The following is a 14,528-nucleotide window of genomic DNA, read 5'->3' as shown; positions in this document are numbered from 1 at the left end:
CTTTCCTTAGAAAATTTCAAACAGGCCAGCCGCACCCTGGCCACCACCGACACACATGGTAACGACACCGTACTTGGCACCGCGCCGCCGGCCTTCGAGCAAGAGATGCCCAGTCATACGCGCGCCGGTCATTCCGAAGGGGTGGCCAATCGAGATCGAGCCACCATTCACATTGCAGATCTCAGGATCGATTTCGAGCCGATCTCGGCAATACAGCGCCTGGCTCGCAAACGCCTCGTTCAGTTCCCAAAGATCGATATCCTTGACCGCAAGACCATGGCGTTTCAGCAGCCGCGGGACAGCAAATACCGGACCGATCCCCATCTCATCCGGCTCGCAGCCCGCAGTCACGAACCCCTTCAATGCCCCGAGGGGCTCCAGCCCTTTTTTCCCGGCCAGCTCGCTATCGACGAGCACCAGCGCCGCGGCACCATCGGACAATTGCGATGCATTGCCGGCTGTCACGAAATTACCCGGGCCTTGTACTGGCTCGAGACCTGCAAGGCCTTCCAATGTGGTGTTGGGGCGATTGCAGTCATCCATGCCAAAGGTGACCTGCTTGCGCGTCACCTCACCGGTTTCCCGGTCCTTGATGGCCTGAGTGACGGTGATCGGCACGATCTCATCGTCAAGCTTGCCTGCCGCCTGCGCCGCGGCGGTGCGTTTCTGGCTTTCGAGCGATAACTCGTCCTGCGCCTCACGGCTGATCTTGTAGCGTTTTGCCACAGTGTCTGCGGTCTGGATCATCGAGTCGTAGATGGCCAGCTTGTTCGCCTCCAGCCAGGGTTCGCGCGCTTGGGGAGGACGCGACGGAGGCATCTGACTGATGCTTTCCACGCCACCTGCGATCGCGGCGGTCGCTCCTTCCATGGCGATGGCGTGGGCGGCCATCGCAACAGCGTTGAGCCCGGAAGAGCAAAAGCGGTTGATTGTCACAGCGGCCACCGTCACCGGCAAGCCAGCGCGAATGGCAGCATGGCGGGCGATGTTCGCCCCGGTTACGCCTTCCGGATACCCGCATCCAATAAACGCATCTTCGATGAGCGTGGCGTCAAGCCCGGATCGCTCCACAGCATGCTTCACAGCATGCCCGGCCATGGTTGCGCCGTGGGTTTCGTTGAAGGCCCCGCGGTAGGACTTGGCGAGCCCGGTGCGCGCGGTCGAGACTATAACGGCCTGTTTCATGGCTTGATCCTTAGTCATTCAGACTGGCAAAGGTCCTGCCTTCGGCCACGAGCCGTTCAAGCAGCGAGGCAGGTTGCCAAAGAAAATCGTCCTCAGCGGCGAATGTCTTGATGTCGGTCAGGATGGACTCCAGACCAACCGCATCTGCATCATGCATGGGCCCACCCCGCCAGCGCGGGAAGCCATAGCCATTGAGCATGGTGACATCCACGTCCAGCGGACGACGGGCAATACCTTCATCGATAATCCGGGCCGACTCATTCACCATTGCCGCCCGGTATCGGCGCACAATGTCGTCATCCGACAGCGTTCTCGCGGTGATCCCTTTCGAGGCCCGCTCACGCTCGAGGATATCCAGAACGTCCTCGTTCGGGACCGGCTTGCCGGTTGAATAATCATAGAACCCCCTGCCCGTCTTTCGGCCAAAATGGCCCGCCTCGCAAAGCCGATCTGAAAACTCAGCATAGGTCTCGCGCGGGTCCCGGGTGGCTGCAAGCCGCTTGCGATGGGCCCATCCGATATCAAGTCCGGCAAGATCGCCCACGGCATACGGACCCATGGCGAGCCCGTAACCGGTCAGCGCTCGGTCCACATCGAACGGACTGGCCCCAGCCAGGACTGCTTGATCGAGGACTTTTCGATAGTGCGCGAGGATGCGATTACCAATGAAGCCGTCACACACCCCGGCACGAACGGCGACCTTGCCGAGTCTTTTGGCCAGCGCAAAACTGGTCGCCGTCACCTCGGGAAGGGTTTTGTCGGCAACCACCACCTCAAGCAATTTCATCACGTGCGCGGGCGAGAAGAAGTGCAGTCCGATCACGTCTCCGGGGCGCGAAACCGAATCCGCGATCTCATTCACATTGAGATAGGAGGTATTGGTGGCCAGGATTGCGTTCGGTTTGGCTACCCGGTCCAGCTCGGCAAAGACCTGTTTCTTCACCGCCATGTCCTCGAACACGGCCTCGATGATGAGATCGCACGATGAAAGCGCATCATAGTCCGTGACGACGGCGAGATGCTCCTGCAAAATTCTCTCACGCCCTTCATGTGCGAGTTTGCCGCGCTTTACCGCCGCATCGAGATTACCGGCAATCCTTTCGCGCGCAGCGTTGGCTGCATCTGCATCGCGCTCAAGGAGTGTGATGGGCAAACCGCGCAACAAAGCCGCAGTCGCGATCCCGGCCCCCATCGTGCCGCCACCAATGACGCCAGCTGTAGCAATCTCGCGCGGCGCAACCGCTTCAAGGGCGGGCAGCTTGGTAACTTTTCGCTCACTGAAGAAGGCATGGATGAGGGCGGCGCGCTGAGGCGTATCCATCATTTTATGGAAGATGCGTCGCTCCTCAGCCATGCCCTCATGGATATCGAGCCGGGTCGCTAGCTCGATCGCATCAACCGCCGCCACAGGGGCGACTTCTCCACGCGCGGACTTGGCCAACCCTGATCGTGCCGCCTCGAAGGCTTTCGGGTCATTCTGCGGAGAGGGGAGCGCTCCAACCGGTTTCGGCGGGGCCCCCTTGTCCAGCAGCTCGGTCGCATAAGCGATCCCCGCCTCACGGACATCGCTGGCATCCACGACTCGATCAACCAGCCCGAGCTTCAGCGCTTCTTCAGCGGGCATCACACGGCCTGTCGGGATCATTTCCAAGGCCGCCGCAATGCCGATCAGACGCGGTACGCGCTGGCTACCGCCCGCACCTGGAATGAGCCCAAGCTTGGTCTCGGGCAAACCGAGCTGAGCCCCCTTGAGAGCCAGGCGATAATGCGCTCCCAGCGCAACCTCCAGCCCTCCGCCAAGCGCTGCTCCGTGAATAGCCGCAACCACAGGCTTCTCACCAAATTCAATACTATTGATAATGCCCGGCAATGCAGGTTCAGAGCGGGGCTTGCCAAATTCCGAAATGTCGGCGCCGCCAATAAAAAAGCGTCCCGCCCCGACGATCAAAGCGATCCTGGCCGTATCGTCCGTCTCAAAGCGCTGGAACGCGGACTGCAGCCCCAACCGCACCGCATGTGAGAGCGCATTCACCGGGCCGTTATCGACCGTCACAATGGCAATGCCATCATGCTGCTCATAGCTCACTCGGTTACTCATTCCAGCGGCCCCACCTCCACTTAAACACCTATTTTGATAGAGATACATCTTGGAATAACAACAAGATACAAGCTACTTGCCGCATGCCCAGGAGCACCGGAAGAAATCGTCAATTGACGGTTTTAATGCTGTACATTAACTTGCGCAAGGCGCCAGAACGGATCGGCAAACAGATCCGAAATCATCAGACGAGCCAGCGTTTGCGACGCACATCGGAACATCAGCGAAGCCTGGTTCGCGCAATGGCCTGGTGCCGATTGCCAGCAAGCTGGATGCCGGGAGCAATATTATGAAAGAACTCATTTATCATCGAAATTTCATGCCTGCCATGAAACGCTTCAATGATGCGATTGCAGTTGTTGATGGCCGCTACACAGCGACCTTCAGAGAACATGCCCAGAGGGTGTTTCGCCTGGCGCATGCCCTCCAGCATCAACTCGGCATCGGGCGCGGTGACCGTTTTGCCGTCCTGGCCCTGAATTCTCATGTATATCTTGAGTTATATCACGCCGCGCTGCTTGGCGCCGGCATCATTAACCCGATGAATTTGCGACTGAGTCCAAAGGAACTTGAATACATTATTCGAGACTCCGGGGCGGAGGTCGTTTTTGTCGACAAACATTTTGCAAAAGCGCTCGATGCCGCCCTCAAAATCGGCGAGGTAACCCTGGTGCGGCACATCGTCTTGATCGGCGATGGCGAGGGCGATGAGACGGGAATTCACGATCTGGTCTATGAAAACCTGTTGGCAGCCGCGGATGCGTCGATACCAGCCGAACCTGAAGAGGAAGACCCGGCCGTTCTGATGTATACCGGTGGCACGACCGGCCTGCCCAAGGGCGTTGTCCTGACCCAGCGCGCCCAGATGCTGAACCTGTATCACACGCGCATCCACAGGCCGATTGAGAGCGAAGGCACCGCCATTCTGATCCAGGCCCCGATGTTTCACGTGGCCTCCACCAGCACGGTTGTCTCCGCGTATGTGATCGGGGCCAGAACCGTACTCATTCCGGCCTTCCAGCCTGAAATTGTACTCAGCGAAATCGAACGGAACCAGGTCACAGCTACGACCATGGTTCCGACCATGATCGGGATGATGCTGTCTCACCCCGGCTTTTCTCCGGATCGAATAAGATCGCTGAAATACCTGTCGTACGGGGCTTCTCCCATGCCGATGGCACTGCTCGAGAAGCTGGACAAGGTAGCCCCCCAACTCGAGCTCTATCAGGGCTATGGTATGACCGAGTGCAACGCAGTGCTGACCCTTTTGAAGCCGGACGATCACCGCAGGGGCGGCAAGTATCTACGCTCGGTCGGCCAACCGGTTCCCGGTGTCGAGCTTTCCATTCGCGACAGTGAAGGCAATGAACTCGAGACCGGAGAAATCGGCGAAGTCTGCGCCAGAGGCGGGAATTTCATGAGTCAATACTGGAACAAGCCTGAAGCGACAAAGGAAGCGTTCAAGGACGGGTGGTACCATTCCGGAGACGCGGGCTATGTCGATAAAGAGGGCTATTTGTACCTGGTGGACCGCGTGAAGGACATGATCATTTCCGGCGGCGAGAATGTTTATTCGATTGAGGTTGAAAACGCGATCTCAAACCATCCAGATGTAAGTCAGGTTGCCGTTATCGGCATTCCGGACAGGACTTGGGGCGAGGCGGTTCATGCCGTCGTGGTCCTGCGAGAGGGTGCCAACGTGACGTCGGACGCAATCATCGCCCATGCCCGCGAGCAGATTGCCGGATACAAAGTGCCAAAGTCTGTTGAATTCAGGCGCTCCCCTCTTCCCCTGTCAGCCGTCATGAAGGTGCTTAAGACCGAGTTGCGGGCCCCTTACTGGAAAGATCAGGAAGCCTCGATCGCTTAAAGCCCGATCCGCGCTTCACCGGTCGCGGTGAGTACATCGTTCAAACGCTTGAGCGCGTGTTTGGTCAGGTCGGGCAGCCCGGGACGATCCGGGTCGGCAATAGCAGCGAGTTCATCTCACGCGACCTGGACCTCTGGGCCTATGCCAACGGGGTTAAGCTGGACTTCTCCCGGCCCGGTAGCCAATGGTCAACGCGTTCATCGACGCCTTCAACAGCAAGCTTCAGGCAGAATGCCTGAATGCCCACTGGCTCATGAATCTTGCCGACGCCCGTGGAAAATGCGAGCGATGGCTTAGAGACTACAATGAGGTCAGACGGCACAGTGCGATCAGGTAAAACGTCCCGGCCGGCCCGCATAATCACGACTGCGCAGCCAGTCCGCCGCCGTGATCACAGCCGGAAAGATCCAGCTTCCGGCGGTCCGGCCTTGGGGAGCAGCACAAATCAACTCCGGACTTTCGCTTCGGCTGGATGAAAGATGGGGGTCACGTCATAGACCGGTCATCCTTATCAATACTGCCATCTTCGTTGCGGTCCATTTGCTCAAAATTGAGCGATCGCATGTCGACAATCTCGGACCAGGTCCTATCGCCGTCATTGTTGACATCAGCGCTAGAGAGAATCTCGAACGGGCCTTGCGACTGGGCCGCGGCGGTCACCGGCGAGATGAAAACGGCGCTGACGCCAAGCGCGACTGCGCCATAAACCCTGCTAAACTGCTTAAATACCGTTCCAATTCACCCAACATTGCGTCATCGTAGACTTGACAAATTTGGAATTTAATGCTTACCATTATTTTCTATCCAGGTGCAGTACACGATGAGCCAGAACACGAAAATCGCACTCCTGCGGGCCGCGGAACGCCTGATCGCCGAGAGAGGTCTGGGAGGAATTTCGGTCAAGCAAATCACACGCGCCTCCGGTTCGAAGAATGAGAGCGCCCTCCACTACCATTTCGGCAGCGTCGATAAGTTGCTCAAAGAGGTGTTTGCCAGCCGTTTTCAAGAGATCGAAGACAAGCGCGTTGAGCTTCTCGCCAAACGCGACTGGAAGGTCGCCGGCGATGAGATTGACCAGGCGCTGTATGCGGCCATAGCGCCTTACATGGCGGTGTGCCTGCAGGAAGGTGGGCGCCTTTATGCCAGTTTCTGCGCTCAGCTTGCCACGGACCCAAGGTTCGACCTTGGCGAGATCGCGCGCGAGATGGGTATGGACAGCCTGAACACGATAAGAGACTTGATTCGCCCACACCTCAGCCACATTCCACAGGCGGCGCTTACAACCCGAGCGCGTCGGGCTCTGTCCATCACGCTGGTCCTCGTCGCCGATTATGCAAAGCAAATCAAGCAAGGCAACGCCGCGCCTTTAGAAGAAGCCACGACTGAAGTCGTGGCCACGGTGGCCGGCTTTATTCGCGCGCCTATCAGGCTGGAATAGTCAATCCTTTCAAACCCGCGGCGCGGTCGTGACCGCTCTGCCCCTGGAAACTGGATCGTTTGAAGTTGGAGTTTTCCGCTAGGTTTCCCTGGGCTGGGAGAGGAGCGGGAGCTCATGAAGGCATCGAAGTTCACCGAGGCGCAGAAGGTATTCATCCTGAAGCAGGGTGAGTCCGGAACGCCGGTCGCGGAGATCTGCCGCAAGGCGGGCATCAGCAAGGCGACGTATTTCAACTGGCGTGAGGAGGAAAAGTGATCGATCCAGTGGATCGAACACCCGACGAACAAGTATGGCGGGCTTTTGCCGGACGAGTTGCGCCGGCTGAAGCAACTCGAGGACGAGAATACGCGCCTGAATAAGATCGTCGCGGACCTGACGCTGGACCGGGAGATGCTGCACGACGTCATCCGCCGAAAGCTCTAAGGCCTGTCCGCAAGCGCGAGCTGGTCGACGGGATGCTGATGGACTGAGGCGTGTCGATCCGAAGGGCCTGCCGGGTTCTTCCCCTCGGCACCTCGACCTACCACTACAAGTCCCGCCGACCCGGCCAGGCCGGCCTCGAACAGAGGATAAGGGAGATCTGTGAGACCCGTGTGCGCTATGGCTATCGCAGGGTTCACGTCCTCCTTCGCCGCGAGGGCTGGGTGATCAACGTCAAGAAGACCCGCAGGATCTACAGCGAGTTAGGCCTGCAGCTGCGCAACAAGCATCCCAAGCGACGGGTTAAGGCCAAGCTTCGCGAGGACCGCCGGGATGCGGCTAGCCCGAACGAAGTGTGGCCGGTGGACTTCGTCCACGACCAGCTCGCCATTGGATCGAAGCTGCGGATCCTGCCGGTGGTAGACACGCGCTTGCGCTACTGCCCGGTGGTGGACCCGCGCTTCACCTATCGCGGCGAGGATGTCGTTCAGACGCTAGACCGGGTGTGTGGCCAGACCGGGTATCCCGGGACGATCCGGGTCGACAACGGCAGCGAGTTCATCTCGCGCGATCTCGACCTCTGGGCCTATGCCAATGACGTCACGCTGGACTTCTCCAGGGCCGGGCGCCGTCTAAACCCTTTTGTTTCGGTGACTTATGCCAAATGGGTCAAAATGCGGCTTTTCAAAAAGGGGGTGTTTTCAGGGGGTTATTGACCCACTTTTGTGCAGTGCATCATTGACCCGCACGGGGATAAACCGCCCCGTTCGATCACGACGGAATTCACAGAACCGGTTCGGGTCGACGCGCGCGGACACAATCCCATGCGCTCAACGGTAGGAGCCCGGTTCATCTCTTCCCTCCATCTGTGCGATCCCCTTCACGATCTGAAGGCCGCGCTGCAGAGACGCATCCGGATGATCCCTCTTTATCGGGAGGTTCTCGTGGGCGACCTTGATGAATCCGAACTGACCGCCCTCCTCGACGAATACCGTGAGGCCCTCGGCGCCCAGGCGGGAGACTTCAAGACCGGTTCGGAGGTCTCCGATCTCATCAGTGTTGTTGATTGCGGACCTTGCACTGCCCGAGGCTCAGCGAGCGAGCCGTGACGGTGCGGCGGAACAGTTCTCGGAATAAGCGAGTGACGGCCCTATCGCAGGTCCGTTCTGGCGGCCGCCCGCCAAGTTGACTGAAAACGAATTTGCCATTCGGCCGGCAAAACGGCCTGGCACTTTCGGTCCTGGTTTGGTGCGGGACTGAAGCCGCTTGCCGGTTCAGCTTTCAACATGGTTCGTCGTAGCCGGATGCAACCGCATATCCATGCGGTTGCGGCGGAAGACTCTATGCGTGCTCCTTTCACGCAGATCATGTCTCGCGAAAGGCTCCGCCGTGCACACCTTCAAGACTGACGGGCTGTGCCACGCGCTTGCAGCCACCCTGCTTGCCGCCGCGATCTCGTCGGCAACATTCGCGCTGCCCGCGAATGAGGATTTGGCGAATGCGTTCAAGATCACAGACACGAACGCGACGGTTTCAGGGACCGTTTCAGGCGCAACATCGGAAAACCGGGAGCCCAAACACGGAACGCCGACCGCCAACATTGACGAGATCGAAGTCTTCCAACGGACGCTTGACCGGCAGGCGCTCATTCAGCTTTCGCGGGCCGCCAAATGCCGCTGACACCGCGGAAAGATCGGACCTTAGACATGACGCCCCTCTCCTTACTCGCCGCCCTTGCTCTGGCATCGCTGGTCACGTCCGCGGCGGTGGGTCAGACGCTGACCACGGGAAACGACATCTTCGTCGGCACGCCCGGACCCGACACGATCCTGGGACTGGCTGGCCATGACACGATCGAGGGCCTGGGCGGGGACGATGATATTCGCGGCAACGCCGGGAATGATCGCCTGGAAGGCGGTCCCGGAATTGACTGGTTGCGCGGCGGGCGGGGCCGTGACGTCCTGCTCGGCGGCGGGTCAGCTGACCGCCTCGCGGGCGGAGATGGCGATGACCGCCTGATCGGCGGCGGCGGCGAGGACGTTCTCGCGGGCGGCAAGGGCAATGACATTCTGCGCGGCGGCGAGGCCTCCGACGAAATGGCCGGAGGCCCCGACGATGACACCATCCATATGGGGCCTGGCCGTGACTTCATGATGGGTGGCGGCGGCGCGGATCGCTTCGTTCTGGAAGAGCCGGCGCATTCGGGGCCTGACGTAGCGCATGCCGATCTGATCATGGGCTTCCGTCCCAACCAGGGCGACCGGATCGATCTTTCGGCCATTGATCCCATCCCGGGCGGAAGTGACGACGCATTTTCCGCCCTCGTGCCCGGGTTTCCGAGCGGTCCGACGCAGCTCGGCTATCTGGTCAATGGCGGCGAGGTTCACCTGATCTGGCATGACGGCAATGGCCAGCCGGCCATCTGGATTCGCATCGAGACGTCGGCCAGCACGATCACAATGAACGACCTCATACCCTGACGCTGCCGAGCGGAATGTCTTGCCAAGTCCGCGTGGCATGGGCTTTGTGACCCGGTAGGGAAACTCCATGATCGACCGGCCTTTACTCTTGGTGGGGCGTATCCTGGCCGCCGTGGCGGCCGCGGGATCGCTTGGGCTGGCCGTTTGGATCGCCGCGCCGCGAGCCGGCTGGCTTGACGCAGAAATTTTGCCGGCACCGGTCTCGGCCAGCCTGCTGATCGAGAATTTTGCCTGCCGGCGCGGCGAGACGCGAACGGTCATCCGGCGCGGCGTCGAGGACGGCTATGCGCCCGGCAATTTCGAACCTGCCCGTCCCGATCGAGCCGGTTCACAGCGGGTCGCGGGCGTCGGATTGCGCGACTATGATGATGCTGACCTGGACCAGGATTTCTTCGACTATTTCGAGCCGCCACGCGATGCCGTTTCGGGCCTGTTCGTAATACGGATGTTCGAAAATGGCAGCAGCGTGAATGACGGTATCGTCATCGGTGACCACGTCACGCTCCGCTCGTCCCGGGCACCGGACCAACAACATGTCTTCCAGACGAACGTATGGTCCCTTCGTTCAGACCCGCGATGGTCGAATTCGGGCGATGTCTACAGTATCGACATTGCCGATCTGCGTCTTCAGAACGGGACCAGCCTGCTCGACCACATCCGAGACGCGGACATGTCAGGCATTGTCGATGTCGTCATCGCGGATGATACGGCGGTCGACTTCATGGCGTTGGCGATTTGTTCGCCGCCCGTGACGCAGTCGGGCCTGTCATTCTGGTATGAACCGCAGGGACACGACCCGTCGAGCGGGCCGGTGGTACGCGCGACCTGTTATCCCGGCGAAGACGTAGCGGCGTTCTGCAATCCCTTTGTGGGCAATACACCTTGCGGCACCGAACTCCCGATCGCTTGCTTTCGTCCAACGAACGCTCGATCCCCGGATTTCGAGGCGATCGGCCTGCCGCGTCATTCTGTGCGCGATTGGACGGGCGGGGATTTTGCCCTGACCACGCCGGTCCCCGCCAACCGCTTCGCGAACCGCGGCGATGCGGATGCTTACTGCCGCGCAGAGTTTGGCGAAGAGTGGCGGGTGGCGGACTGGCACCTCAACGGGCGCGGATTTGATTTCTTTGCGACGGGACCTGCCGATTATGAAGGCCGGGTCTGGATTGACATTCGCGATCAGCCTTATGCGACCTGCTGGAGGGGCGAGTGATCGGTGCGCAGCCAAGGATTGCCATTGTCGAGGATGACGACGCGCTGCGGCTGTTTCTGGCGGGCATCATCGAAAACAGCAGCGAGTTCGCGCTGGCCTTCGTCTGTGGCACCAGGGCGGAAGCCTGCGAAGGCCTGCGGGAAGGCGGCGTCGACTTGTGCCTCGTCGACCTTGGACTGCCTGACGGAAGCGGCGTCGACGTAATCCGCGCGGCGAAGGCGGGCGGCCAGACCCGGGCGCTGGTCCTTAGCGTACTCGGCGACCGCGTGACGGTCATGCAGGCCCTCGCCGCGGGTGCGGATGGATACCTTCTGAAAAGCGGACGTCCGGACATCATCCTGAAGGAAATCCGTGAAACCTTGTCCGGAATGGCTCCCGTGAGCCCACAGGTCGCAGCCTATCTCGTGGACCTCGTGCGGCCGTCCCCGAGCTCACAATCGAGCGGTCAACCGGAATTGTCCGAGCGGGAAGTCGCGGTGCTGGAGTTGTTCTCCCGCGGCATGTCCTATCGCGAGACCGCCGAACTTCTCGCAATCTCCGTCAACACGGTCAGCGATCATGTCCGGAAAATCTATAGCAAGCTGAGTGTTCATTCGCGCAATGAGGCTGTGTTCGAAGCCCAGTCGCTGGGACTGATCGGGGCGCGCGCCGGGGTCAGACCGGAACCGAAACCCGAATGACCCAACCGGTACCGGCTTCGTAGCCAGCGGCAAACTGTCCATTCAATGCTGCCACACGGTTCGCCATGTTGCGCAGCCCGTAGGCGGGCCGGTCTGAACCGACAGTCCGACACACGGCTTGCGAGCCATTGTCGGAGACGGAAAAGGTCAGCATGGCGCCAATTGCCGGAGCCTCAAACACGAAGTCCGCGCGGTCGGCATCGGAATGGCGCACGATATTGCTGGCCGCTTCCTGCAGGATGCGAAGCAGGTTCAGGACCGCTTCCGCGCCCAGGGTCGGCAAACGGTCTCGTGGGGGTTGGGACCAGTTCAGGGTGATGCCGGACACTTCGAACATCGGCCGGATCCTTGTTTGCAGCGTGCTCAGCGCGGCGGCGAGCGACTGGTCCGCATGATCAAGCGAATCGATCATCAATCGCATGTCGTCGAGATTGTCCTCGAGAGCGGTCTCGACGCGATCAAAGGAAACCTTTCCGGAGCGGACTTCCGCGAGCAGGGAAAGAAGACTACCGCCGAGTCCATCATGCATGTCGCGGGCAAACCGGGCGCGCTCCTCGAGCACTGCCCGCTTGCGGATTTCCGCTTCCAGGGTTTTGGCCTGCCGCGCGATGACTCCCTGCTGGTAGGAGATGATCTCGCCGCGTTGCCGAAAATGCCGGATCAGATCCACAATGAGGCGCGCAGCCCCGGGAAGCGCGCCGAGCAGGACCAGAACCAGGCCTGTCATCGCCATCGCCAAGGCACCTGAATCGAAAAGGGCAGGCCAAGGCGAGAGCGAAGGCAGGAGCGCGGTGGTCAACACGGCACCAAAAGCGAACGCGAAACAGAACAAGGCGGCCAGCCGGATCGGTTCGAACCGCCTCACCCTGTCCTTGATCGTTGTCAGTAACGCGATTGCCGGGACGAGTGCCAGCCAGCGCACCGCGCTCCACTCGAGATCGGACAAGGCCGAAACAGATGCAAAGGCCTGTGGAGCGCCTGCCACGCCCGCCGCCAGGCACAGGCTGGCCACGACAATGTGTCTTGGGTTGGCGGTATGCGCAAACGCGCCCAGGAGTAGCGATGTCAAGGCCAGCGACAGGATCGCGACGAACAGGCGTGCCGCGTCCGTCATAGGTCCGAAAAGGCGGACCCGAGCTGCGGCGGTACCGGATTCTGCGAAAGCCACAAGCGGCGGTGTCAATGCCGGCCGGTCGGGTTGAATTACGACCAGGCGATCGGAACCGTAAGAGAGATATCCGGGCGGAAGCGGGTGCGTCCGAAAGCCGCCGTGGGAAGCCGCGCCAGCGTCCAGCAAAATGCCATTGACGAAGATGCGCGCTTCCGGGGGCAAGCCGCCGGTTACCAATGTTCGTGTTGTGCCCGAAAGGTCCTGGGACGCGGTCGACTGAATCCAGCCGGGCGCCTGCGCGACCAAGCCGGTCTGGTCGAGCACGGCCGTTGGACCTGGCCGCAGATCGCTGGCTGCCCGGACATCCTCAAACCGGACCGCCGCCCCGGTCAGGAGCGGAAACCAGATGGCGGGCTGCAACAGCAGGAAAACGCCCAGCCCGAAGACCAGCGCCATCATGCGGTGAGAGCGCAGGTCCGGATGTGCAAGCGCCAGCGCCATTCGCTCTTCCCTACACGGACGGGATAGCTTCGCATGGCATTCGTGCGGGGGTTAGCAAAAAGTGCGCTCGGGAGACCGCCAGGATAAGGCGCGACTTCTCCCTCCCGGCACCACAGGATATCAGCCAGGCTGCTTCCGGAATGAGTGAGGCCCGGCGTGATATCGCCGGGCCTCGCCCCTTCGAAGCATTCCGAATTGGTTCTAGTCCGCCGCCCCAGCGCGCCCGACGGTTTCGACGCGGCCGGCGTCTCCTACGGTCTGGGCGATACGCCGCTCGGGATTTCCGCGCCGTGCAACGACCTGATGGCGATAGGACACGTCCGTGTACTCGCATTCACCGCCCGCACGCGGCATTCCGCTGCTGTCGAGCGCACTCCAGGTGAAGCGGAAAGTATACCACTCGCCCACCTGCATTTGCGGGATATTGCCGCCCGGAACCGGGTGCGTCGTCACGCCGGTATTCCAGGCAATCGTCGCCATGCCATGCTGCGATCCGGATTGCGCAGGAAGATTGCCCTGCCCCGCGGCGACAACCTCGACGTCCAGTCGCAGATGGCGAACCGAAGGGTCAAGCGCGGTGAGGTAGTTCAGATAGGCCTGCCACTGATTGCGCCATGCCGTGTCGAGCGTCAGGCTGACATCGTAGGGGGCGTTGAGCCCGCCCTGCGGCGTCACGTGAATCATGGTCAGCGCCGTCTCACGCGTCAGTGGCGGGCAGCAGGTGTCGAGAGATGCGACCGGCTGCGGGCGAATATTCGGATCGATCTGCGGCCGCGGCGTATAGGTCGGGTCGCCGATCGGCCGCGGCGGCTGGCTGCACGGACCTGTTTCGAAGTGCACAAACGCCTCGTCGAAATTGAGATTGTTGTCCATGTCCACGACGAAGGAATAGGTCGTGTTCGCGGTCAGATTCGCCGTGTGATCATTGGGCGTCCACGGGTCATTGCTGGAATTGCCGCCGGGTAGGTTGACAGCATGCTGTGCGACAATTGCTCCGCTCAGCCCCGTGCCCTCGCGTATTTCCAGAGATCCTCGACCTGGACTGTTGTCACGGGTCGAAAAGAAACCGCCATAGCGAACGGCTCCGGTGCAGCGCGGGGTGAATGACTGGTAGAAGCGGTTACTGCCGCGGGCAATGTCCAGATATTGCCGCCAGACACCCGCGCCTGAACCGCTCGCATCGGATTGCGGACCCGGATTGGGGCTCGCGCTCATGGCATAGTTGTAGCCGCCCGGACCATCGACGCGCACGACATTGGGGGCGTCACCGGTGCCCAGCGTCCAGGGCGCGATCGAATGGTTGATGTTGTTGCCGGAATTCGGCGCGACCGGCGTTTCGAAACCCGGATTTTGCAGCTGATTGACCTGCGCGGCCGCGACCGGTGCCAAGGTCGATGCAGCCATAATGCCGAACGCAATGAGCCGTAGTGTCCTGATGGATTCGTTCATATCGAACTCCCCGTCCCGCCGCCGGTCATCCTGGCAGCGTTTCGGATCAGCCTGCTCCCGGCATGCTGAGCTCCACAACCGCA

11 protein-coding genes and 2 pseudogenes are annotated in these 14,528 nt (G+C 60.7%); 9 read left to right on the top strand and 4 right to left on the bottom strand.

The features are described 5' to 3' along the window. Window positions 1-6: 6 nt before the first annotated feature. Complete coding sequence (locus ACFOOR_RS14130) at window positions 7-1,185, bottom strand: acetyl-CoA C-acyltransferase (RefSeq protein ID WP_343163230.1); 1,179 nt, start codon at window positions 1,183-1,185, stop codon at window positions 7-9. Window positions 1,186-1,195: 10 nt separating this feature from the next. Next, on the bottom strand, window positions 1,196-3,283 hold the full coding sequence (locus ACFOOR_RS14125) for a 3-hydroxyacyl-CoA dehydrogenase NAD-binding domain-containing protein (protein WP_343163229.1): 2,088 nt from the start codon (window positions 3,281-3,283) through the stop codon (window positions 1,196-1,198). Between the two features lie 289 nt (window positions 3,284-3,572). On the opposite strand from ACFOOR_RS14125, the gene ACFOOR_RS14120 reads away from it, so the two are divergent. The 9 genes and pseudogenes from ACFOOR_RS14120 to ACFOOR_RS14080 all read left to right on the top strand — a co-directional run bounded on the left by ACFOOR_RS14120 (window position 3,573) and on the right by ACFOOR_RS14080 (window position 11,384). Then, window positions 3,573-5,153 (top strand): long-chain-fatty-acid--CoA ligase, encoded by a 1,581-nt coding sequence (locus ACFOOR_RS14120; protein ID WP_343163228.1) that lies wholly within the window; start codon window positions 3,573-3,575, stop codon window positions 5,151-5,153. Window positions 5,154-5,158: 5 nt separating this feature from the next. Next, window positions 5,159-5,490: pseudogene (locus ACFOOR_RS14115) on the top strand (integrase core domain-containing protein); the annotation flags it as partial. 483 nt (window positions 5,491-5,973) lie between these two features. Beyond that, window positions 5,974-6,591 (top strand): TetR/AcrR family transcriptional regulator, encoded by a 618-nt coding sequence (locus ACFOOR_RS14110; RefSeq protein ID WP_343163227.1) that lies wholly within the window; start codon window positions 5,974-5,976, stop codon window positions 6,589-6,591. 114 nt (window positions 6,592-6,705) lie between these two features. Then, window positions 6,706-7,640 (top strand): annotated as a pseudogene (locus ACFOOR_RS14105) (IS3 family transposase); the annotation flags it as partial. A gap of 315 nt (window positions 7,641-7,955) precedes the next feature. Then, on the top strand, window positions 7,956-8,120 hold the full coding sequence (locus ACFOOR_RS14100; protein ID WP_380214836.1) for a hypothetical protein: 165 nt from the start codon (window positions 7,956-7,958) through the stop codon (window positions 8,118-8,120). Between the two features lie 157 nt (window positions 8,121-8,277). Further along, complete coding sequence (locus ACFOOR_RS14095; protein WP_343163225.1) at window positions 8,278-8,691, top strand: hypothetical protein; 414 nt, start codon at window positions 8,278-8,280, stop codon at window positions 8,689-8,691. A gap of 26 nt (window positions 8,692-8,717) precedes the next feature. Next, the gene (locus ACFOOR_RS14090) at window positions 8,718-9,491 is read left to right on the top strand and encodes a calcium-binding protein (RefSeq protein ID WP_343163224.1); all 774 of its coding nucleotides are present in this window, start codon (window positions 8,718-8,720) and stop codon (window positions 9,489-9,491) included. A 67-nt stretch (window positions 9,492-9,558) separates the two neighbouring features. Continuing rightward, complete coding sequence (locus ACFOOR_RS14085; protein ID WP_343163223.1) at window positions 9,559-10,704, top strand: hypothetical protein; 1,146 nt, start codon at window positions 9,559-9,561, stop codon at window positions 10,702-10,704. Then, window positions 10,701-11,384, top strand: coding sequence for a response regulator transcription factor (locus ACFOOR_RS14080; protein ID WP_343163222.1), 684 nt, complete (start codon window positions 10,701-10,703; stop codon window positions 11,382-11,384). The genes ACFOOR_RS14085 and ACFOOR_RS14080 overlap by 4 nt, the downstream gene beginning before the upstream one ends. Here ACFOOR_RS14080 and ACFOOR_RS14075 read toward each other — a convergent pair. Both ACFOOR_RS14075 and ACFOOR_RS14070 read right to left on the bottom strand, forming a co-directional pair. Beyond that, entirely contained in the window at window positions 11,359-12,819 is a 1,461-nt protein-coding gene (locus ACFOOR_RS14075; protein WP_343163221.1) for a sensor histidine kinase, read from the bottom strand. The genes ACFOOR_RS14080 and ACFOOR_RS14075 overlap by 26 nt on opposite strands. A gap of 378 nt (window positions 12,820-13,197) precedes the next feature. After that, window positions 13,198-14,445 (bottom strand): hypothetical protein, encoded by a 1,248-nt coding sequence (locus ACFOOR_RS14070; protein ID WP_343163220.1) that lies wholly within the window; start codon window positions 14,443-14,445, stop codon window positions 13,198-13,200. Window positions 14,446-14,528: the final 83 nt, after the last annotated feature.

Source organism: Hyphobacterium vulgare, assembly GCF_042643335.1.
GTDB classification, from domain to species: domain Bacteria; phylum Pseudomonadota; class Alphaproteobacteria; order Caulobacterales; family Maricaulaceae; genus Hyphobacterium; species Hyphobacterium vulgare.
This window is presented reverse-complemented; position numbering and strand designations above follow the sequence as displayed.